Source organism: Micromonospora sp. WMMD812 (assembly GCF_027497215.1).
GTDB lineage: Bacteria > Actinomycetota > Actinomycetes > Mycobacteriales > Micromonosporaceae > Micromonospora.
This window is the reverse complement of sequence record NZ_CP114904.1, coordinates 4,878,598-4,899,579: the sequence shown is the minus strand read 5'-3', so window position 1 is coordinate 4,899,579 and position 20,982 is coordinate 4,878,598. Positions and strand designations below refer to the sequence as shown.

Here is a 20,982-nt window from a genome sequence, read left to right as displayed (position 1 = left end):
GCCAGCCGGCCTTGTGCGCCTCGCGTGTGGACGGTAGAGACGACGCATGCATCGGGTCACCACCGTCGTCCTGTCGGTGATCTGCGTGGCGCTGCTCGGCGTCGCCACCAACGTCGCCACCGGGGCCATGCCCGACGGCTGGTCGCCGTACCTCTGGCTCGCGTGGCCGTTGCTCGTCGTCGTGATGGTCGCGCTGATCGCGGTCGAGGTGGCCCGGGCCCGCGAGCCGCGACCGCCGGGCCGGGCCTCCGAGGCCCGGGCCCGCCGGGTCCTGCTCGACCGGGTACGCCGGTACTGGGTGACCAACGTGCTGGAACGGTCCCTGCACGAGGAGGCGCGGATCGTGCTCGGCATCGCGGCGGCGGTCGACGACCGGCGGCACCCGTGGAGCCTGCACGCCAGCGGCCGGGACGGCTTCGCCGGCACCCTCGACGACGACGCGTCGATGTCGGCGGTCTTCGAGCGGCTCGACCAGTCGATGGTGATTCTCGGCGAGCCCGGTGCCGGCAAGACCACGACGCTGCTGGAACTCGCCCGGGACCTGCTCGCCCGGGCCGAGGCCGACCCGGAGGCGCCCGTCCCGGTGGTGGTCAACCTCAGCTCCTGGGCCACCGACCGCCGCCCCCTGGACCGCTGGCTGGTCGACCAGCTCGCCGAGCGGTACGGCATGCCGACCGGCAACGCGGCCGCCTGGGTGGACGCCGGGGAGGTCCTGCCGCTGCTCGACGGTCTGGACGAGGTCGCCGAGGAGCACCGCGACGCCTGCGCGGAGGCGATCGCCGCGTTCCACGCCCGGCAGCCGCTCACCCCGATCGCGGTCTGCTGCCGCGAGGCCGAGTACGGCCGGCTCCGCCGGGAACTCCCGCTCTACGGCACGGTCACCATCCAGCCGCTGACGCGTACGCAGATCGAGCGCTACGTCGACCGGCCCGGGCTCGCCGGGGTGCGGGCGGCGCTCGACGCCGACCCGGAGCTGTGGAAGTTCGCCGACTCGCCGCTGCTGCTCAGCATCATGGCCGTGGCGTACGCCGACGGGCCCGACCCGGCCGCCGCCCGCACCCACACCCGGCGGGCTCGGCTCTTCACCCGGTACGTCGACACCATGCTCCGCCGTCGCCCGCACCCGATCCACCGCCCGGAGCGGGCCGTCCGCTACCTTTCCGCGCTGGCCGGGCGGATGCGGGATCGTCGGCAGACCATCTTCGTGCTGGATTCGATCAACGAGACCTGGGTGCCGCCCGTGTTCGTCCGGGAGGGCAAGCTGCGTCCGCGATTCCTCGACGCCGAGGTCCTCGGTCGGCTGGTGACCTGCGCCGCCGTAACCCTCGGCCTGACCATCGTCGGGTACGCCCTGCTCGGCCCCAGGGGCGCGCTGGTGGGCGCGGCCGGCGGCCTGTACGGAACGGCCGTGGCCACCACCCGCCGGTACGACGACCTGTCCGCCATCATGCAGGCGGTGCGCCGCGGCGACCGGCCGAAGGACCAGCGCGGGGCGCTGCGGGCAGCGGTGTCGGGCCTGGGGAACCTGACCGGCGCGCTCGGCGCCGGCGGGTTCGCCCTGCTGGGTATCGTCGCCTCCACCGTCGCCGTCTTCCTCGCGTTCGACCGGTCCGGCGGCAGACTGGCCGGCCTGCTCTTCGGCCTGAGCTATCTGCTGACGGCGCTGGCGACGACCGGCGCCGGCCAGGCGGTGACGGACCACCTGGAGGGCCACCGGCCGCCCGGCACCCACCGGGAACTGCCCACCGGGCTGCTCCTGCACCGGCTCGCCGTCGCCGGCCGGGCGGCGCTCGTCGTCGGGCCGCTCACCGGCTGCGTCGCCGCCCTCCTCGTCACCAGCCGGACCACCCCCGGCGAGGCCGCCCGCTACGGCCTGCTGATCGGGCTCACCGGCGCGGCGATGCTGCTGATCCGGGTCGGCGTGGGCCCGATCACCGAGCAGTGGCTGATCCGGCGCCGGCTCGCCCGGCTCGACCTGCTGCCCCAGCCACTGGTGCCGTTCCTCGAGTACGCGGTGCAGTGCCTCTTCCTGCGCAACGTCGGCGACGGCTACATCTTCGTGCACCGGGAACTGCTGGAGTTCTTCGCCGAGCAGATGTACCACGTACGCCCGGAGGGGCTCGTCTATCCGCGACCACCCGTGGACCCGGCCGCGCCGCGGCTGCCCACCGCGCGCCGGGCCGACCACCCGTAGACCATCCGGCGGCTTCGCCGAGCGACGCCCGCCGGTCAGCGCGGTCCGGGAGGCTCCGGGGCATCGGAGGCACGCAGGGCGCCGACCGCGAGCAGCGCTGGCCCCGCGAACGCCACCGCCGCGCGGACCGCCTCGGACAGGTCCGTCCACCTGCCCACCGGGACGGCGATGCCCACGGACAGGAAGGCGTGCTCGCTGACCTCGGCGGACTGCTGCCAGGCCGCCCAACTGTCGGCGAGGTCGGTGAGGGCGGCGCCGGCCGTCACCGCCAGCAGCAGCGCGCCAAGCGCCACCAGCGCGAACCGGTCGGACCGGACGCCGGACAGCACCACCGTTCCTGCCGCGACCAGGATGGCCAGTAGCGCGGGCCAGGCGGCGCCGAGCAGGCCAGGCAGCGGCGCATCGTCGACCCGGGCCCAGACGTCCGCACCCACCACGACGAGCAGCAGCACCGCGACGGCGACCCGGGTCACCATCGCGCGCCTCGGGCGGTGCCGCGCCGGCAGGGCGAACACCGCGACCGCCAGACAGAGCACCCCGAGCAGAAGGCCGACCGCAGCCAACCGCTCCCGGTCGATCCCCTGTCGCCAATGATCCAGCAGTTCGCGGGCGAACTGCCCCGACCCCGCGCTCGAGCCGCGACCGTCGAGTGGTGTGTAGAACGGCTCCAACCAGCCGTCCCCCGCCGGCTGCTCGGGAAGCCACCACAGTCGCACGGCCATGACCAGCACGAAGAAGCCGAGTCCGGCGGCCAGCGCCGCCCGCACCCGAGGTGCCGACGCGCCGGCGAGCAGCACCCACCCGAGGAACGCGAGCCCTGCGACGAGGCCGGACTGGAGAGCGGCCCGCGATTCGGAGACCAGGGTGGCCAGCACCGAGAACCCCGCCGCCACAGCGGCCACCAGCAGCAGCACGCGGGGTGGGCGCATGGGGACGATCGTGCCACACCCGGAAGGCCCGCGGGGAACGTCCGCGACCGGGCGGCGGGCTAGGGTCACCTGCGTGATCTCAGGCGCCGATCGGGTCCGTGCTCCCCTGTGGCGCGACCGCAACTTCGGCACGTACTGGCTCGCGCAGTCGCTCTCGGCCCTCGGCGACTCGTTCGCCTACATCGCGCTGCCGCTGCTCGTGCTCCAGGCCACCGGATCGGTGGCGCAGATGGGGCTGCTCACCGCCGTGGCCGGGGCCGCGTCCGTCGGCGCGGGGGTCTTCGGTGGCGTCCTCGTCGACCGGTACGACCGGCGGACGCTGATGATCGCCGCCGACCTCGCCCGGCTGGTCCTCTACGGTCTCGTCCCGCTGGCCTGGCTCGCGGGACCGCAGGTGTGGGTGCTCTTCGTCGTCCTGCCGATCTGCGAGGCGGCCGGAATGCTGTTCCAGGTCGCCGCGGTGACCGCGGTGCGGAACCTGGTCGACCGCGACCGGATCACCGAGGCGAACGGGCGGTTGCAGGCGACGTACGCGACGGCGGCCGTCGGCGGCCCACTGCTCGCCGGCGTGGTGTCGGCCCGGTTCGGCCCCACCGCGGCCATCGCGATCAACGCGGCCAGCTTCGCGCTGTCGGCCGCCGGACTGTGGCTGGTCCGGCTCCGGCGCGCCGAGCCTGCCGGGCCTCGCGCGGACGGCCTGGCTCTCCCCGACGACCTCGCCTCGGCGAACGGCCGGGTCACCGCCGACGGGCGGCAGGTGCGGCAGCGGCCGCTGGCCGAGTTCCTGGCCGGGGCCCGGTTCCTCTGGCAGCAACCGGTGCTCCGGTCGCTGACCGTGCTGCTCTCCGTCTTCATCTTCCTGACGTTCGGCTTCACCGACGTGCTGATCTACCACGTCAAGCACGACCTCGGCGGCTCCGACCGCACCGTCGGCACCGTGCTCGGGCTGGCCGCGCTGGGCACGATCGCCGGCGCGCTGCTGGCGGCACCGCTGCGGCGTCGGCGCGGCTTCGGTGTCACCTGGATCGGCGCGCTCGCCGTGTCCGGCCTGGCGATCGTGGGCATCGGCCTGGCCGGGAACGTCCCCGCCGTCACCGCGCTGACCGCGGTGTACCTGTGCGGCGCCAGCGTCGGCGGCATCTGCTCGATGTCGCTGCGCCAGGAGATCACCCCCGACCACCTGCTGGGCCGGGTCACGTCGGCCTTCTGGAGCACGCACTACTCTCTCGGCCCGGCCGGCGCGGCGGTGCTGACCTGGGCCGCCGCCCGGTACGGCGTCACCGGGGTCGCCGTCGGCGCCGGAGTCGGCTGCCTCCTGATCGCGGTCGCCGGGTTGTTCACCCCGATCCGGCGGGCCGGCTCCGAAGCGGCCGCCCACCAGCAGGAACTCCAGCCAACCTCCTAGCCGGGAACGCGGCGGGGCGTCACCACCCCTCCACGCGGCCCTCGCCGCCGTCAGGCGACCGCCAGGCAGTGCCCCGGGGGCCTCCGCTGATCCGCCACCGGATATGTCGATGTGTCCATTGCTCGGCTATCGGCCGCCATGAAACCATCGCCGCGTCCGCGATCGGCGCGGACTTCACGGGGAGTTGACATGAGAACAACCCTGCCCACATCTCGGCCCAACCGGCCTAGAAGGCTCCCTCGATTGGCCATCATCGCGGCCCTCGCCACCGCGATGTCCTCCGTCCTGGCCGGGCCCGCCCTGGCCGCCCCGACCGCGAGCCCCACCGCGGCCGCGAGCCCCTCCCAAACCGCCCCGGCCGCCACGGACACGTCCGCGCCGCCGACCTTCACCGCCAGGCCGGCCCCGACCGCGACGCCGAACCGGAGCGACTCGACCACCAGTGGCTCGGCCACGAGCGCTCCGTCGCCACAGCGGACGCCCACCGCGCAGAGCGCCGGCTGCGGCGGCAAGCTCACCTTCGGCGTGATCGTCACCTGTCCGTCCATCGTGGATGAACAGGAGAACGTCTGGAAGATCACCACCAGGGCCGACTCCGACACCCTCCTCACGCAGCTGACCCGCGGCACGGGCACCTCCGTCCAGGCGCGCGTGTTCGACGGGTCTGGGGAGTTCGTCTGCCACGTCCTCACTGACGCCGGCAGCTGCCAGCTCGGAGCCGCCGGCACCTACACGATCCGGGTCAAGCTCCCCTATCCGACCGGGACCGGCGACTACACGCTGGCCGTCGAGTCCACGCGGCGGCCGTCGAGCTGCGACAGGCTGTCCAGGGACTTCTTCTCCTTCGCCTCCCCGGGCCGCACCGACACGCTGCCGGCCGGCACGGCGGCGCACTGCTACAAGTTCGACCAGCCGGTCGGCTCGGTCCTACACCTGGCCGACCCCGGCGGCGCCGGTGACGTGCAGGGCGACATCCTGGACGGCGAGTTCCAGCCGCTCTGCCAGGTCCGGTACACCACCGAGTGCACCCTGGGGCGGCCCGGGCCGTACCGGCTGTTCCTGCGGGAGTACTACGGCGGCGAGAGCACCTACACGCTCAAGCTTCCCCGGATCTCGCAGGCATTCGGGTGTCCTGCCCTCCCGTTGGCGCCCTTCGGTGACCCGGGCACCCGGGTAGGCACCGGAACGGTGGCGCAGCAGGACGATCTCGCCTGCCATGCCCTGAAGACCACCGCACCCACCACCGTCGTCGTCCGGCTCGGCCCCGACCAGCTCCTGCCGTGGCGGATCGTCAACGACGCGGGTCAGCAGGTGTGCGAGAAGTACTCCGCCGACCGTTACTGCCTGCTGCCCGCGGCCGGCGCCTACACCCTCCTGGTGCGCAACGACAGCTGGAACAGCATCACCTACCGGGTGGCGGTGGCCGCGACCAGCAGAAACAACGGGTGCGCGCCAGCGACCGGCACGTCCTGGGATCAGCCGGCGCTCGTGACGCACCAGATCTCGCCGGTGCAGACCAACTGCCAACCGTTCCGCGCGGAGGCGGGCGAGCGGATCATCACGTACACCGCGCCGGAGCGGTACAACGAGGTCGCCGCGTGGCTCGTGGACCCGAGCGGCGCCGTGCTCTGCACCGAATGGTCGGAGCAGGACGGCTGCGTGGTGCCCGCGACCGGCACATACCGCGTGATCTCATACCTGCGGAACTGGGACGCCGAGAGCACCGATCTCACGTACAAGGTGCAGGTCCGTCGGCTCTCCGACGCGGTCGGCTGCCCGATAGTGGGGGTAGGCGCGTACAACGCACCGCCGAGCGGCGCCCTCGGCGGAGTTCGGTGCCGGACCCTGGACGTCCCCACCGCCGGCGCGCACCGGGTGCGGGCCGTGAGCGCGGACAACTACCGGCAATGGGCCACCGTCTACGACTCCGCCGGGGTCCGGGTCTGCACCGACATCTGGTGCGACATCCCCGCGGCGGGGAGGTACACCCTCGTGCTCGGTGGGGGTGCGCCCAACACCGTGATCGACAACGACTACCAGTACGCCGTCGCGCTGCTGCCCTGGAAGCCGTCCGGCTGCACGCCAGTGTCCGACACCGGTTGGCAGGACGCACCGCACCGCGGCGCGTTCGACGCTGTCGGCCAGTACAACTGCCTGCAACTGCCCAGCCCGACCGGGGCCCGGGTCGTCGGACTGCTGGCGGGGGACGCCAGTTCGCCGGAGGTCAGCGTCCTGAACGGCAACGGCGAGCAGGTGTGCGACTACTTCTCGTTGCGCCAGTACAGCTGCGAGCTGACCGGTGAGGCGCCCTTCTCCGTGGTCCTGACCACCGATGAGGAGCCCATCCCCGCCACGTACGCCCTGGGCTTCGCCCGGGTGGACGGCCCGCCGGCGTGCCCGGTGCTGCCGGCGGACGCGACGGGCGCGACGGTCACCACCGGCGCGGACCACTTCGCGGCCTGTTTCACGATCCCGGCCGACCAGCGGGCCAGCCGGGAGAGCTTCACCTGGACCCGGACCTCTGGCACCGGTGACGCCCGCCTGTCGGTCCTCGACAGCCAGGGCATCCGGTACTGCGGCCCGACCGGGTACGCCGTCGAGCGCACGATCTCCTGCACGCTCCCGGCCGGCCCGGTCACCGTGCTCCTGGAGACGGATGCCGTCGATGCCACGTACCGGTTGACCCACCGGGACGCGAGCCTCCCGGCCGGCTGAGTCAGGAAGACCGGCGAGCCCGAAACAGCGGAACGCCAGGTCGATCCTCGCGGATCGACCTGGCGTTTTCGCATTTCACGAGCGGTGGCGGGATTTGAACCCCCCGGGGGGGCGTAAACCCTCACACGCTTTCGAGGTCTGCGCCACGATGTTCAGGGGCAACCGACCGGGGCCATGAGCAGCACCGGAATCCGGCTCGTCCTTCGACGGACGGGTTCGTACACCGATGAACGAGACCACAACTGAGACCGGCGCGGTATAAGCCGGCGACCGCCCTGCCGGGGACTAATCCGAGGCGATACCCGCGTCTACTGGGCCGTGCCTAGCTCTTCTCAACAACCCGACTAGACCGCTGCTGAGGTCGTCCGTCACCCGTCTGCGCCAGAGTGACCGACGTGCGAATGACCGATGACAGCGGCAGGGGACTCGACGCCGAATACTCCGTGGAGCCCGACGGCGATCACCTCGCCATCATCCTTGAAAGCATGAGCGGCCGAGCCGAGGGAAGGGCACCCCGCAACACCGCCCCCCGCGTCGCGGAAGGCGTCGACTTTGGTTACGCGGTTCGCATAGCCGGCGACCCTCACACCCGCCGCTCGTGCTCCCTCGATATCTGACAAGGAGTCGCCCACTAGGACGCAGCGATTGGGGGGCACGTTTAGAGCCCGGACAGCTTGCAGGATGGGTTCGGGGTTGGGCTTCATGCGGGCGGGTTGGGCGTACGCCCGGCCAACCACCGGCGACACGTGACCCGCAAGCCGGTACGCCGCCAGGTAGGCCCTGACCGTGCTGCTGATCCTCGGCGTCGCCGAGCGCGCCGTGATGGGCATCATGGGCTGGTCCAACTCTGCAATGGCGGCCCGGTACCAACACCTGACCGCCTAGGTCCGACGGGACGTCGCCCGGCGCGTCGGTGGACTGCTTTGGGGCACCGCGATCGAGAAACCGAAATCGGCCACTTGAGCACGAACTGAGACCGAAACTGAGACCACAAGCAGAACGCCCGGTCGATCCTCGCGGATCGACCGGGCGTTTCGCCTGTTCACTGGCGGTGGCGGCGGGATTTGAACCCGCGGAGGGCGTAAACCCTCACACGCTTTCGAGGCGTGCTCCTTAGGCCACTCGGACACACCACCGCCGAGTAGGGTACAGGACCCCTGGTTCCGATGCCGAACCGGTATCGCCCGGCGGCGCCTGGCAGGATCTTTGCCATGAGTACGCACATCGGCGCCAAGCCGGGAGAGATCGCCGAGCGGGTCCTGATGCCGGGCGACCCGCTGCGGGCCAAGTGGATCGCGGAGACCTACCTCGAGGACGCCACGTGCTACTCGACGGTCCGGGGCATGCTGGGCTTCACCGGCCGCTGGAAGGGCGTGGACGTCTCCGTCCAGGGTTCCGGCATGGGCATGCCGTCCGCCTCGATCTACGCCCACGAGCTGATCAACGAGTACGGCGTGAAGTCCCTGATCCGGGTCGGCTCCTGCGGCGCGCTGCGGGAGGACCTCCGGCTGCGCGACGTGATCGCGGCGATCGGGTCCTCGACCGACTCGAACATGAACCGGATGCGCTTCGACGGGCTGATCGACTACGCCCCGGTCGCCGACTTCGGGCTGCTGCGCACCGCCGTGGAGGTGGCCGAGCGGCAGGGCATCACCATGCACGTCGGGCCGATCCTGGCGGCGGACGCCTTCTACACCGACCGGCCGGACCTCTACGACACCCTCGCCGACTACGGCGTCCTGGCGGTGGAGATGGAGTCGGCGGCGCTCTACACGATCGCGGCCCGGTTCAAGGCGCGGGCGCTGACCGTGCTGACCGTGAGCGACCACATCAAGACCGGCGAGAAGACCACCTCCGCCGAGCGCGAGCAGACCTTCAGCCAGATGGTGGAGATCGCCCTCGACACGATCATCGCCTGACCCTCGTCGCACCCGCGCCGCCCCGTCGTCCAGTGGACGGCGGGGCGGCGGCACGTCGGGGTTGAGGTGGGTGACCACGATCACGCCATAAAACAATACGACCGGTCGTGCTGATTGAGTACGGTGTCCGCATGACCGTCGACGGACGTCTCGCCCGGGGTGAGCGCACCCGCGCCGCGGCCCTGGACGCCGCGGTGGCGCTGGCCACCGAGGCCGGTCTGCACGGGCTCAGCCTCGCCCAGCTCGCCGACACGCTCGGCGTGAGCAAGTCCGGGCTGTTCGCGCACTGGCGCTCCAAGGAGGCGCTCCAGCTCGCGGCGGTCGACCGGGCGGTGGAGCAGTGGCAGGAGCGGATCGTCGCGCCGGCGCTGGCCGCCCCGCGCGGCGTACGCCGGATCCGGGCGCTGCACGACGCCCGGGTCGACTTCTACGCCGCCCGGGTGCTCCCCGGCGGCTGCTTCTTCGCCAACACCCAGTTCGAGTACAACGTCCGGCCCGGACCGGTCCGCGACCGGCTCGCCGAGGCGTACGGCCAGTGGACGGCGTTCCTCGAACGCCTCGTCGAGCAGGGGGTCGAGGTGGGTGAACTCCCCGCCGACCTGGACGTCGCGCAACTGGCGTACGAGATCGATTCGCTCGGAATGAGCGCGGCGATGCAGTCCCGGATGCTCGACCCGGACGCGGCCTACCGGCACGCCCGGCGGGGCGTGCTGGACCGCCTGCGGGCGCTGTGCCCGGACCCGACCCTGCTACCGGAAGGCAACCGATGACCCACGCCCTCGCCGATCAGCCCGCCGTCGAGTTCGGCCACGTCGAGCACGTGACGGTGCACTTCGACGACCTCGACGCGATGGGCATCCTGCACAACGCCCGGTACGCGGTGCTGCTGGAACGCGCCCTGACGCCGTACTGGACCGAGCGGGGCCTCGCCTACCGGGGCAGCGCCACCCCGCCCGACCTGTTCCACGCGGTCCGCGAGTTCACCATCAGCTACCGCGCGCCGATCGCCCACACCGGCCCGGTCGCAGTGCACTTCTGGCTCGAACACCTCGGCACCAGCAGCGCCGAGTACGCCTTCCAGTTCCGTTCGGTCGACGGCGACACCGTGCACGCCGAGGGGCGGCGGGCGATCGTCCGCCTCGATCCGGCGACGCTGCGCCCCGCACCGTGGACCGACGCCGCCCGGGCGATCGCCACCACCCTGCTGCGCCCCGCCAGCACCCCGGCCTGACCGGCTCCGGGTGCGTTTCCTGTCGCCGGAGCAGCAGGAAACGCACCCAAACCGACGACGCGGCCGCACGCGCGGGCCGGGATCAGGCCAGCGCCTCCGTCGGTGCGAGCCGGGCGGCGCGGACGGCCGGGTAGAGGCCGGCGAAACCGCCGATCACCAGGGTCGCCCCGACGCCACCGGCCATCGCCCACACCGGCACCACGGTCGGCCACTCGCGCGAGAGCGCGTAGCCGGCGGTCACCAGGATGCCGAGCAGCACGCCACCCGCCCCGCCGAGCGCGGAGAGCAGCAGCGACTCGGCGAGGAACTGGACGCGGACCTGTCCCCGGGTGGCGCCCAGCGAGCGCCGCAGCCCGATCTCGGCCCGGCGTTCGAGCACGGAGATGACCATCGTGTTCGCCACGCCGACCCCACCCACCAACAACGCCACCGCGCCGAGCCCGAGCAGCAGCCCGGTGAACGCCTCGTCGGTGGCCGCGGCGGCGGCCAGCACGTCCGACGGCCGGGACACCTGCACCTCGTTCGGCGCCTCCGGGTTGGCGGTCGCGCCGAGCACCCCGCGGACCGCCTCCACAGAGGACTCGCGGGAACGGGTGTAGACGGTCGTCGGGTGCCCGTCGAAGCCCAGGTACGTCTCGGCGGCCGGCCAGCCGACCAGCGCCGAGCTGTCCAGCTCCGGGGCGAGCGGGGCCGGGGCGAGGATGCCGACCACGGTGAACCAGCGCCCGCCCAGGTGGACCTGCACGTCCGGCCCGGCCGCGCCGAGCCCGAGTCGTCGGGCGGCGGCGTCGCCGAGCACCACGGCCGGGTACCGCTCGGTCGCCTCGTTCAGCCAGGCGCCGCTGCGTACGGTCGTGCCGACCGTGCCGGGCAGCCCGAGCTGGGCGGCCCGGGTGGCGATGCCCCCGGTCTCGCCGGACGGGATGCGGTCGTTGCGGTAGACCGGCGTGTCCGGCACCTGCCCGGTGGCGGAGACGCCGGTCACCGGCCCGATCCGCCCGATCATCGCCACCGACTCCACCGGCAGCTTGGCCTGGTCGCCGAAGAGCGTGTTGCCCGGTGCCACGGTGAGCAGGTTGGTGCCGAGCCGGTCCAGCGTGCGGTCCAGGTCGGCGCGGGACGACGACGAGATGCCGACCACCGCGACCATCGCCGCGATGCCGATCGCGATGCCCAGCGCCGAGAGGAACGCGCGCAGCGGCCGGGTCCGCAGGCCCACTCCGCCCACCCGGAACACGTCGCCAGGGCCCAGCCGGGCCGGGACCGGGCGCGGTCGGGTCTCGGTCGGCACCAGCCGCAGGCGGGTGTCGACCGCCATCACCGCACCCCCTCGACGGGCGGCGTGGCCGCGTCGGCCACCACCCGGCCGTCGCGCAACCGCACCTGCCGGGGCAGCCCGGCGGCGATCTCCCGATCGTGGGTGATCACCACGACGGTGGTGCCGGCGGCGTGCAGGTCGCGCAGCAGCGCGAGCACCCCGGCGCCGGCGGCCGAGTCGAGGTTGCCGGTCGGCTCGTCGGCGAGCAGCACGGCCGGCTCCCCGACCACCGCCCGGGCTACCGCGACCCGCTGCCGTTCGCCGCCGGAGAGTTCGTGCGGCCGGTGCGTCAGCCGGTGGCCCAGCCCGACCCGGTCCAGCGCGGCCTCCGCGCGCCGCCGCCGCTCCCGCCGGGGTACGCCGGCGTAGAGCAGCCCGTCCGCCACGTTGTCCAGCACCGGCGTGCCGGCGGCCAGGTGGAACTGCTGGAACACGAAGCCGATCCGGCGGGCCCGCAGCGCGGAGAGCTGCCGGTCCGGCAGGGTCGCCACGTCGTACCCGTCGATCCGCACCCGCCCGCCGGAGGGGCGGTCCAGGGTGCCGATCAGGTGCAGCATCGTCGACTTGCCCGAACCGGACGGGCCGACGATCGCCACCAGGTCGCCGTACGCGATCCGCAGCGAGACCTCGCGCAGCGCGCTGACCCCGCCCGGGTACGTCCGGCTCACCTCCTCCAACACCACCGCGTCGCCGGTCATGCCGGCATCCCCACCGTCAAGCCCTCGGCGACGTCCGGCCCGCTGACCTCGACCCGACCGGCGGCGAACAGCCCGGTGGTCACCGCGACGATCCGGCTCCGGCCGCCGTCGACCACCTCGACGCCGTACCCGCCCTCGGCGAGCGCGAGCAGCGCCGCCACCGGCACGGTGAGCACGTCCGGGCGTTCGGTGGCGGTGAAGGTGACCTCGACGCTCGCCTGGTCGTACGCGGTGAGCTTCGCCGGGTCCGTCACCGAGACGGTGACCTCGATCTTCGTCTCGGCCTCGTCGGACTGCCCGGCGGCGCCGCCCGAGCCGGGGTCGATGACGGTCTGCACCGACTCGACCTTCCCGGTCACCGGGTCGCCGTCCGGCAGCCCGACGTCGACCGTCGCGCCCTTCTTGGCCAGCCGCTGGTCGTCCACGTCCAGCTCCACGGTGACCAGCCGGCTCGTGCCGGTGTACGCGAGCACCCCCTGGCCGGGCTGTGTCGCGTCCCCGGTCGACGCCTGGTGGCTCTCCACCCGCACCGCGTCGTCGGCGTAGACGATCCGGCCCGGTTCCACCCGGCCGGTCTCCGGCAGACCGAGGTCCTCCTGCCACTCGCGCACCGCGTCGGCGGTGCTGCCGGTGTACTCGTCGTCGACGGTGAAGCCGGTGTGCCCGAGCACCCGCAGGTTGCGCTCGAACTGCGCCACGTCCGCCCCCTCCACCCCCGGCTCGAGCACCCGGTACGCGGGCAGCGACCCGTAGAGCAGCACCACCGGGTCGTTGTCCACCGCGTACAGCCGGCCGCCCCGCTTGACGACGGTGCCGGTGTCCGGCAGCGCGGTGATCGTGCCGCCGAGCCGGGCGGTGGCGGTCCGGGTGGTGCCGTACCCCAGCTCCCCGTCCACGGTCTGCGCGTCGGTGAGCGTCTGCCGGCCGATGGTGGCGGTTGCCGGTGGCGGGGTGGTGCCGGTGGCGGCCGTACCCCGGTCGGTGCCGCCGAAGCCCACCGCGGCGGCGACGCCCGCGGCGGCCGCGACCGCCACGGCGGCGGTCAGCGCCACCGTTCGCGGCCGGATGTGCCGAGCGGTCACCGGGTGGCCTCCGCGATCTTCGGCGCGTACTGCCGGCACTTCTCCATCGCGGCCTTGACCTTCGGGTCCTTCATGTTCACCACGTCGAGGCGCAGCTGGATCCCGCCGTCCGGCTGCGGGTCGGGGAACTCGGGCACGCCGTTTTCCCGCATGCAGGCAGCGAGCTTGCGCAGCCGCTCCACCTGCTCCGGGTCGAGCTTGAGCTTCTCCCCACCGTTGGGCAGGTACTGGCGGCACTTCCCCATCGCCGCCTCCACCTTCTCCGGGTCCGTCTTTCCGTCGAACCGGAACAGCCGCTCACCGCCGGGCTCCGGGTCCGGCACGTCGACGCCGTTCTCCCGCATGCACTCGGTGAACCTGAGCCGCCGTTCGTCGTCGCTGAGCTGGGCGGCGGGGCTGGCGGACGCCGCCTGCGCCCCACCGCCCCCCGCGGTCGCGACCGCCGGCTCCTCGCCCGATGCCCCGCACGCGGACAGGGTCAGGGCGAGCAGCAGCGGCAGCGCGAACAGTCCTCGTCGCATCACACGCTTCCTCTCCCGGCCCGGCCGACCGCCGGGCCTCGTTGCCGCCCCGGCACAGCCGGGGCCGCGTCACCGGCCCGGCGCAGCCGCCGGGCGTCCCGGTCAGTCGACGACAACGGGCGTATCCCGGGCGTAACCGCCGACGTTTACGGCGGCGTTATCCGGGCGCGCGGCACCATGGGTGGGTGAGGGTCCTGGTGGTGGAGGACGAGAGCCTGCTGGCCGAGAGCATCGCCGAGTGGTTGCGCCGGGAGGCGTTCGCGGTGGATGTCGCGTACGACGGCGACGCAGCGCTGGAGCGGCTCGGCGTCAACGACTACGACGTGGTCGTCCTCGACCGGGACCTGCCGGTCGTGCACGGCGACGAGGTCTGCCGGGCGATCGTGGACGGCGGCGGGGAGACCCGGGTGCTCATGCTCACCGCGGCGGCGGCCGTCCGCGAGCGGGTGGCCGGCCTGGCGCTCGGCGCCGACGACTACCTCACGAAGCCGTTCGCCCTGGTCGAGCTGTCCGCCCGGGTGCACGCGCTGAGCCGGCGGACGCGACGGGCCGCCCCGCCCACCCTGTCCCGGGCCGGCATCGTGCTCGACCCGGCCCGGCGCGAGGTGCACCGGGACGGCCGGTACGTGCCGCTGTCCCGCAAGGAGTTCGCCGTGCTGGTCGAGCTGCTGCGCGGCGACGGCGCGGTGGTCTCGGCCGAGGAGCTGCTGGAACGCGCCTGGGACGAGCACATCGACCCGTTCACCAACGTGGTCCGGGTGACGGTCATGAAGCTGCGCCGCAAGCTGGGCGAACCGCAGGTGGTCGAGACCGTGCCCGGTGTGGGATACCGGATACCGTGAAGCGCTTCTCGCTGCGGGCCCGGCTCACCCTCATCTACGGCGGCCTCTTCCTCTGCGCCGGTCTGGTCCTGCTCGCCGTCACCTACGTGCTGGTCGACCAGCGCACCGTGCAGCCGTTCGGGGTGGCGTTGCGCGACGTGAAGCCGGTGGTCCCGAGCATCGAGGGGAAGCTCACCGGTGACCAGGCCGAGCAGTTGCGCCTGATCGTCAACAAGGCCCAGGACGACGCCCGGGACCAGACGCTCGACTCGCTGCTCACCCAGGGCGGGATCGCGCTGGGCCTGGTCTCGGTGGTGGCCATCGCGTTCGGTTGGCTGGTCACCGGTCGGGCGCTGCAACCGCTACACCGGATCACCGGGACGGCCCGGCGGATCGCCGGCGCCGACGTGGCCGGGCGCGGCCTGCACGAACGGATCTCGCTCTCCGGGCCGGGCGACGAGGTACGCGAGCTGGCCGACACCTTCGACGAGATGCTGGAACGGCTGGACCGTTCCTTCGACGGGCAGCGCCGATTCGTGGCGAACGCCTCGCACGAGCTGCGTACGCCGCTGGCGCTGAACCGGTCGCTGATCGAGCTGGCGGTCACCCGGGCCGACGCCTCCGAGGACGTACGCCGGTTGGGCGAGTCGCTGCTCGCGGTGAACGAGCGGCACGAGCGGCTGATCGACGGGCTGCTCACCCTGGCCGACTCGGAGAACGAGCTGACCGCCCGATCCCGGGTGGACCTGGCCGATATCGCCGACCACGTGCTGGACCAGGCCGTGGCGGGGACGGGCGGGCCGGCGGTGACCCGGGAACTCGCGCCGGCGCAGGTGGTGGGCGACCCGGTGCTGCTGGAACGGCTCACCACCAACCTGGTGGAGAACGCGGTCCGGCACAACCTGTCGGCCGGCGGCTGGGTGGCGGTCGGCACCGAGCTGCGGGACGGCCGGCCGACGCTGGTCGTGAGCAACACCGGCCCGGTGGTGCCGAGCTACGACGTGGAGACCATCTTCGAGCCCTTCCGCCGGCTCACCGGCGAGCGGGTCGCCGGCGGGCGCGGGTTCGGGCTGGGGCTCTCCATCGTGCGGGCGGTGGCCCGGGCGCACGGCGGCACGGTGACCGCCCGGCCGCGCGACGGCGGCGGCCTGGTCGTCACGGTCAGCCTGCCCCCCGCCTGACCCGAAGCCCCGCCGAGCCACTCGCCCCTGTGGCTCAGCGGAAGAAGGCGCGGAGCAGGGCGGCGCTCTCGTTCGCCAGCACCCCGGAGTAGACCTCGGGCCGGTGGTTGAGCCGCCGGTCCCGCACCACGTCCCAGAGCGACCCGACCGCGCCGGTCTTCGGCTCCCAGGCGCCGAAGACCACGGTCGAGACGCGGGCCAGCACCAGCGCGCCGGCGCACATCGTGCACGGTTCCAGGGTCACCACCAGCGTGCAGCCGTCCAGCCGCCACCGGCCCAGCCGTTCGGCGGCCCGGCGCAGGGCCAGCACCTCGGCGTGCGCGGTCGGGTCACCGGTCAGCTCCCGTTCGTTACGGCCGATCGCCAACTCGGTGCCGTCCGGGCCGTAGACCACGGCGCCCACCGGAATGTCCTCGACCGCCGTGCCGCCGCCCTCGACCGCCGTGCCGCCGGCTTCGACCAGGGTGCCGATCTCCTCGACGGCCGCGCCGTCGCCCTCGGCCGGCGTCCCGGCGCTCGCCGGCCCGGTCACCGCGACCTCCAGCGCCCGGCGCATCCACAGCTCGTGCCGCTGCCGGCGCCCGAGGTCACCCACGTCGGCCAGGCCTTCGTCGGCGCCCGGGCCGACCCGCTGGATCCGGCCGGGCGTCGGCTGGCCGGGCCGGACGGTCTCCAGCGCCGGATCGGTGACGTCGGCCGGCTCGCCGCCCAACGGCGGCAACGGCTCGCCACCAGCCGCGTCAGACCTCACGCAGCTCCTCGACCTCGTCGGCGCAGCCCAGCACCTGGCAGATCTCGGCGGTCACGTCCGCCGGCAGCATGCCCTCCTCGGCGCAGAGGGAGAGCAGCTTCTGGGCCGAGATGCCCAGGTCGGCGAGGAGATCGGCGTCGCCGACCGGGTCGGCCTCCGGGTCGACGGCGGGCTGCTCGCTCTCCTCGTCGCCCCCGGCCGCCGGCCGGGGCTCGTCGGTGTCGTCCAGCCCGGTGACCGAGGTCTTCAGGTCACCGACCAGCAGCGCGCCCAACCGGGACTCCTCGGCGTACGCCGAATCCGAGCCGAAGATCCGCAGGTCCTCACCCTCGTCGAGGCGCAGGATCACCAGGTACGTGTCGTCGGCCTCGACGAAGAGCAGCGACAGGTCGGCGTCCTGGTCAACGTCCCGCAGCCGGTCGGCGACCTCGTCGATGTCGGCGGCACCCCGCAGGTTCACCTCGGCTGCCGTCCAGCCGGCCTCATCGCGCACCACGGCCGCCGCGAAGTACGACACGGTCCCCCCAATTACTCGGCACAGCACGCCGACTCGTTACGCGTGCACGTTAGCCGGTCGGGTCGGCGGGCGACCGGTCAACGCCCCGACGGACCGGTCATTCCTGACAAACTAGTCGGCCGGTCAGCCGGCGATCCGCCGACGGGTGGCAATCAGGTGTCGAAGCTGTTCGCTGCGGAGCCGCTGTGGCCTCTCGCGCTTGCGTACCGTCCGGGCCCCCGCCAACTCGGCGAGAAGTTGCAGGCGGCGGCGGCTGCGTTCGGGATCGAGCCGCGGGGCGGTCCAGGCCATAGTGCCGAGAGTGCCGAGTCGCGGGGCCCACGTCAAGACGGGCTTCGCTGCGCAGCCGGCCGGCCACGCGACGCAGTCACCAGAGCGGCCAGTCGCCGCCGCTCGCCCACCGTGCCACGACGATCGCGGCCGCGATGCTCCACCCGCCGGCGGTGACGATCGCGATGCCGGTGGCCACCCCCCGGTCGCCGTGGCGGACCAGCACCAGGGCGGCGACCCAGGCCACCAGCCCGGCGAACAGCGTCCACCAGGCGTAGGTCGCCACGTCGGTGCCGAGCAGCCCGAACAGCAGCAGCCAGCCGACGGCCGCGCCGCCGCCCGAGGCGACACCGGCCCCGGTGACGGGGTGCGGTTCGCGGTAGGTGGGCCGGGTCGGTGGCCCGGCGGGAAAGAGCCCCGAGGGCGTACGCGGCATCGGGCGGAACCCGGAACCGGGATCGTAGGGAGAGGGTGCCTGCCCGAGCGTCACCGTCGCCTCCCCTCACCCCGAACCACTCGTCCCCACCGTACCGACTCTGCCAGGATGACCGGATGCCCTCGCCGACGATCGGACGCCGCGCGTACCCGATCCTGCTGCTGCTCACCGCGACGCTCGCCGCCGGCTGCGCCACGACCCGGCCCGGCGCCCCGGCCGGCTGGTCCGCGCCGACCCCGTCGGGCGTCCCGGCCAGCGCGGACCAGCCGGCGCCCGGCACCGCCCGGCCGACGACCCCCGCGCCGACCAGCGCCCCGCCCGCGACCCCCACGCGCACCGACCTGCGGCACGTCTTCCCGGTCCGCGCCGGCAACGTGGCCTACCACCCGACGCACTCCGGCTATCCGGGGACGGACATCTTCGCCGACTGCGGTGAGCCGGTCGTCGCGGTCACCGACGGCACGATCCTCGAGGTGAGCCGGGTGGACCGGTTCGACAAGCGGGGGCCGCTCGGGCCGAACAACGGGGGTCTCTCGGTGTCGCTGCTCGGCGACGACGGGGTTCGTTACTACGGTTCGCACCTGTCCGAGATCGCCGGCGGCGTCGACGCCGGCGTCCGGGTCCGGGCCGGGCAGAAGCTCGGCGAGGTGGGCCGGACCGGCAACGCGAACAACGTCTGCCACCTGCACTTCGGCATCTCCCCGGCGTGTGCCGGCCACGACGGCTGGTGGATCCGGCGGGGCGTGGTCTGGCCCGCGCGCTACCTCGACTCGTGGCGGAAGGGCGGCAACCGGGCGCCGGCCGCCGAGGTCAGCGCGTGGCAGCGCAAACACGGCTGCCCGAAGGCTCCCTGACGACCGGCGCAGCGGCTAGGTTCGGTGGGATGAAGGCCCGGGACCCCATCGCCGACCTACGGCGGATCGCGTTCCTGTTGGAGCGGGCGAACGAGGCGACCTACCGGGTGCGGGCGTTCCGCTCCGCCGCCAAGGCGCTCGCCGGACTGCCGGCCGCCGAGTTGTCCGGGCGGGCGGCCGCCGGCACGCTCACCGACCTGAGCGGCGTCGGCGACGTCACCGCCCGCTGCGTGGCCGAGTCGCTCGCCGGTGAGGAGCCCGTCTACCTGCGCCGCCTGGTCGCCACCGAGGGCAGCGACCTGGACGCCGAGGCGACCGCGCTGCGGACCGCGCTGCGCGGTGACTGCCACACCCACTCGGACTGGTCCGACGGCGGCTCGCCGATCGAGGAGATGGCACTGGCCGCGGTCGAGCTGGGGCACGAGTACCTGGTGCTGACCGACCACTCGCCGCGGTTGACGGTCGCCAGGGGGCTGACCGCCGACCGGCTGCGCCGCCAACTCGACTACGTCGAGAAGGTCAACGCGGCCCTGCCCGAGGGTTTCCGCATCCTCACCGGCATCGAGGTGGACATCCTCGCCGACGGTTCGCTCGACCAGGACGAGGGCCTGCTGGCCCGCCTCGACGTGGTGGTCGGCTCGGTGCACAGCGGGCTGAGCGACGAGAAGTCGAAGATGACCCGACGGATGCTGGCCGCGATCGCCAACCCGCACCTCGACATCCTCGGCCACTGCACCGGCCGGATGGTGTCGTCCCGCCCGGTGGGCGTCACCGGGCCGGGCGACCGGGGGCATCGGGCGCGCACCCGGAAGGAGAGCGACTTCGACGCGGACGCGGTCTTCGCGGCCTGCGCCGAGCACGACGTCGCCGTCGAGATCAACTCACGGCCGGAGCGGCAGGACCCGCCGAAGCGGCTGATCCGCCGCGCCCTGGAGGCAGGTTGCCGCTTCGCCATCAACACCGACGCGCACGCGCCCGGGCAGCTGGACTGGCAGCGGTTCGGCTGCGAACGCGCCGCCCTGTGCGGCGTCCCCGCCGACCGGGTTGTCAACACCTGGTCGGCGGGGGAACTGCTCGACTGGGCCGGCAAGGCCTCCTGACGGGCGCACTCAGCGACGGCTGGCCGGCTCCGCGGCGGGGACGGCGGGTGCGCCGACGCTGACCGGCGCCGGGCGTCGCCGGCCGACCAGACCCTGCGAGACGGCGACGCCGATCAGCACGATCAGCGCGCCGACGGGCTGGTGCCAGTTGAGCCGCTCGCCCAGCACCACCGCGCCGATCAGCACCGCGAAGACCGGGATCAGGTAGGTCACGGTGGAGGCGGTGCTCGCGCCGGCGATCCGGATGTTGCGCATGTTGATGACGAACGCCAGCCCGGTGCCGAGCGCGCCGAGCGCGAGCACGCTGGCGACCACCCGGAGCGACAGCTCGGTCGGCACCGGCGGCGCCCCGGCCACCAGCGGGGTGACGATCGCGAGCTGTGCGGTGGCGAGCAGCAACTGGGCGGCGGAGAGCGACACCCCGGAGTGCGTGCTGCCGGCGACGAACCGCTTCTGGTAGGGGATGGCCACGCCATAGCAGGCGGCCGCACCGAAGCACATGAGCTGCCCGATGAAGTGCGCCCCGCCGATGCCCTCCCACACGCCGAGCACCACCAGGACGCCGGCGAAGCCGAGCGCGAGACCGACCGCCCGACGCGTGGTGAGCCGCTCGGTGCGGAAGACCAGCACCGCCAGCGGCAGCACGATCAGCGGAGTGGTGGCGTTCCAGATGCCGGCGAGCATCGACTCGACCCGCTGCTCGCCGTAGCCGAAGAGGGTGAACGGGATGGCGACGCCGAACGCGGCGACCACCGTGAGGTGCGCCCACACCCGGGGCTCGCGGGGCAGCCGGTCACGGAGCACGGCGAGCACGACGAGCAGCGTCAGCGCCCCGGTGGTGACCCGGTAGAGGGTGAGCTGGAGCGGGTGCAGCTCCTCGACGCCGACCTTGATGAACAGGAAGCTGGAGCCCCAGATCGCGGCCAGCGCGACGAAGCCGGGCAGCCAACTGCGAAGCGCTGCCCTGTCAGGAGTGATAGCGGCTGTCACCCCTGACACTCTGCCGCAGCCGTACGACAATGTCCCGCGACTTTCGGACC

The 20,982-nt window shown here is 73.3% G+C and carries 19 protein-coding genes, 1 tRNA gene and 1 pseudogene; 10 read left to right on the top strand and 11 right to left on the bottom strand.

Features of this window, described 5'->3' with window-relative positions; genetic code table 11:
* Positions 1 to 46 precede the first annotated feature (46 nt).
* The gene (locus tag O7603_RS22605; RefSeq protein ID WP_281571792.1) at positions 47 to 2,194 is read left to right on the top strand and encodes an NACHT domain-containing protein; all 2,148 of its coding nucleotides are present in this window, start codon (positions 47 to 49) and stop codon (positions 2,192 to 2,194) included.
* 35 nt (positions 2,195 to 2,229) lie between these two features.
* Here O7603_RS22605 and O7603_RS22600 read toward each other — a convergent pair whose 3' ends face one another.
* A complete protein-coding gene (locus O7603_RS22600) occupies positions 2,230 to 3,123 on the bottom strand; it encodes an aminopeptidase (protein ID WP_281571791.1) in 894 nt (297 codons plus the stop codon).
* 73 nt (positions 3,124 to 3,196) lie between these two features.
* On the opposite strand from O7603_RS22600, the gene O7603_RS22595 reads away from it, so the two are divergent.
* Together O7603_RS22595 and O7603_RS22590 are read left to right on the top strand one after the other, a co-directional pair.
* Positions 3,197 to 4,528 (top strand): MFS transporter, encoded by a 1,332-nt coding sequence (locus O7603_RS22595; protein ID WP_281571790.1) that lies wholly within the window; start codon positions 3,197 to 3,199, stop codon positions 4,526 to 4,528.
* 243 nt (positions 4,529 to 4,771) lie between these two features.
* Complete coding sequence (locus O7603_RS22590; RefSeq protein ID WP_281571789.1) at positions 4,772 to 7,243, top strand: hypothetical protein; 2,472 nt, start codon at positions 4,772 to 4,774, stop codon at positions 7,241 to 7,243.
* Positions 7,244 to 7,770: 527 nt separating this feature from the next.
* Here O7603_RS22590 and O7603_RS22585 read toward each other — a convergent pair.
* Together O7603_RS22585 and O7603_RS22580 are read right to left on the bottom strand one after the other, a co-directional pair.
* Positions 7,771 to 8,028, bottom strand: a pseudogene (locus tag O7603_RS22585) (HAD-IA family hydrolase); the annotation flags it as partial.
* A 261-nt stretch (positions 8,029 to 8,289) separates the two neighbouring features.
* Positions 8,290 to 8,379: transfer RNA gene (locus O7603_RS22580), tRNA-Ser, on the bottom strand.
* A gap of 75 nt (positions 8,380 to 8,454) precedes the next feature.
* Between O7603_RS22580 and deoD the strand changes: the two genes are divergently transcribed.
* The 3 genes from deoD (at position 8,455) to O7603_RS22565 (ending at position 10,393) form a co-directional block, all read left to right on the top strand.
* Positions 8,455 to 9,162, top strand: coding sequence for a purine-nucleoside phosphorylase (gene deoD / locus O7603_RS22575; protein WP_281571788.1), 708 nt, complete (start codon positions 8,455 to 8,457; stop codon positions 9,160 to 9,162).
* A gap of 131 nt (positions 9,163 to 9,293) precedes the next feature.
* Positions 9,294 to 9,932: a TetR/AcrR family transcriptional regulator gene (locus tag O7603_RS22570; RefSeq protein WP_281571787.1), complete on the top strand. Its 639-nt coding sequence runs from the start codon at positions 9,294 to 9,296 to the stop codon at positions 9,930 to 9,932.
* Entirely contained in the window at positions 9,929 to 10,393 is a 465-nt protein-coding gene (locus O7603_RS22565) for a thioesterase family protein (RefSeq protein ID WP_281571786.1), read from the top strand. The genes O7603_RS22570 and O7603_RS22565 overlap by 4 nt, the downstream gene beginning before the upstream one ends.
* A gap of 82 nt (positions 10,394 to 10,475) precedes the next feature.
* On the opposite strand, the gene O7603_RS22560 is transcribed toward O7603_RS22565, so the two are convergent.
* The 4 genes from O7603_RS22560 to O7603_RS22545 are packed head-to-tail and all read right to left on the bottom strand — an operon-like array spanning position 10,476 to position 14,012.
* Entirely contained in the window at positions 10,476 to 11,711 is a 1,236-nt protein-coding gene (locus tag O7603_RS22560) for an ABC transporter permease (RefSeq protein WP_281571785.1), read from the bottom strand.
* Positions 11,711 to 12,409 carry an ABC transporter ATP-binding protein gene (locus O7603_RS22555; RefSeq protein ID WP_281571784.1) on the bottom strand — a complete coding sequence of 233 codons (699 nt, stop codon included), beginning with the start codon at positions 12,407 to 12,409 and terminating at the stop codon, positions 11,711 to 11,713. The genes O7603_RS22560 and O7603_RS22555 overlap by 1 nt, the downstream gene beginning before the upstream one ends.
* Entirely contained in the window at positions 12,406 to 13,491 is a 1,086-nt protein-coding gene (locus tag O7603_RS22550) for a peptidoglycan-binding domain-containing protein (RefSeq protein ID WP_281571783.1), read from the bottom strand. Before O7603_RS22550 ends, O7603_RS22555 begins: the two co-directional genes overlap by 4 nt.
* On the bottom strand, positions 13,488 to 14,012 hold the full coding sequence (locus O7603_RS22545; protein WP_281571782.1) for a hypothetical protein: 525 nt from the start codon (positions 14,010 to 14,012) through the stop codon (positions 13,488 to 13,490). The genes O7603_RS22550 and O7603_RS22545 overlap by 4 nt, the downstream gene beginning before the upstream one ends.
* A gap of 185 nt (positions 14,013 to 14,197) precedes the next feature.
* Here O7603_RS22545 and O7603_RS22540 point away from each other — a divergent pair, with 185 nt between their 5' ends.
* Together O7603_RS22540 and O7603_RS22535 are read left to right on the top strand one after the other, a co-directional pair.
* Positions 14,198 to 14,854 carry a response regulator transcription factor gene (locus O7603_RS22540; protein ID WP_281571781.1) on the top strand — a complete coding sequence of 219 codons (657 nt, stop codon included), beginning with the start codon at positions 14,198 to 14,200 and terminating at the stop codon, positions 14,852 to 14,854.
* The gene (locus O7603_RS22535; protein ID WP_281571780.1) at positions 14,851 to 16,014 is read left to right on the top strand and encodes a HAMP domain-containing sensor histidine kinase; all 1,164 of its coding nucleotides are present in this window, start codon (positions 14,851 to 14,853) and stop codon (positions 16,012 to 16,014) included. The genes O7603_RS22540 and O7603_RS22535 overlap by 4 nt, the downstream gene beginning before the upstream one ends.
* Positions 16,015 to 16,048: 34 nt before the next feature.
* On the opposite strand, the gene O7603_RS22530 is transcribed toward O7603_RS22535, so the two are convergent.
* The 3 genes from O7603_RS22530 to O7603_RS22520 form a co-directional block, all read right to left on the bottom strand.
* Complete coding sequence (locus O7603_RS22530) at positions 16,049 to 16,570, bottom strand: nucleoside deaminase (RefSeq protein WP_281576770.1); 522 nt, start codon at positions 16,568 to 16,570, stop codon at positions 16,049 to 16,051.
* Between the two features lie 184 nt (positions 16,571 to 16,754).
* The gene (locus tag O7603_RS22525) at positions 16,755 to 17,282 is read right to left on the bottom strand and encodes a tRNA adenosine deaminase-associated protein (protein ID WP_281571779.1); all 528 of its coding nucleotides are present in this window, start codon (positions 17,280 to 17,282) and stop codon (positions 16,755 to 16,757) included.
* Between the two features lie 367 nt (positions 17,283 to 17,649).
* Entirely contained in the window at positions 17,650 to 17,988 is a 339-nt protein-coding gene (locus tag O7603_RS22520) for a hypothetical protein (RefSeq protein ID WP_281571778.1), read from the bottom strand.
* 116 nt (positions 17,989 to 18,104) lie between these two features.
* On the opposite strand from O7603_RS22520, the gene O7603_RS22515 reads away from it, so the two are divergent.
* Together O7603_RS22515 and O7603_RS22510 are read left to right on the top strand one after the other, a co-directional pair.
* Positions 18,105 to 18,842, top strand: coding sequence for a peptidoglycan DD-metalloendopeptidase family protein (locus tag O7603_RS22515; protein ID WP_281571777.1), 738 nt, complete (start codon positions 18,105 to 18,107; stop codon positions 18,840 to 18,842).
* Between the two features lie 29 nt (positions 18,843 to 18,871).
* Entirely contained in the window at positions 18,872 to 19,942 is a 1,071-nt protein-coding gene (locus O7603_RS22510) for a PHP domain-containing protein (protein WP_281571776.1), read from the top strand.
* Between the two features lie 9 nt (positions 19,943 to 19,951).
* On the opposite strand, the gene O7603_RS22505 is transcribed toward O7603_RS22510, so the two are convergent.
* Positions 19,952 to 20,932 carry a DMT family transporter gene (locus tag O7603_RS22505; RefSeq protein ID WP_281571775.1) on the bottom strand — a complete coding sequence of 327 codons (981 nt, stop codon included), beginning with the start codon at positions 20,930 to 20,932 and terminating at the stop codon, positions 19,952 to 19,954.
* Positions 20,933 to 20,982 lie beyond the last annotated feature (50 nt).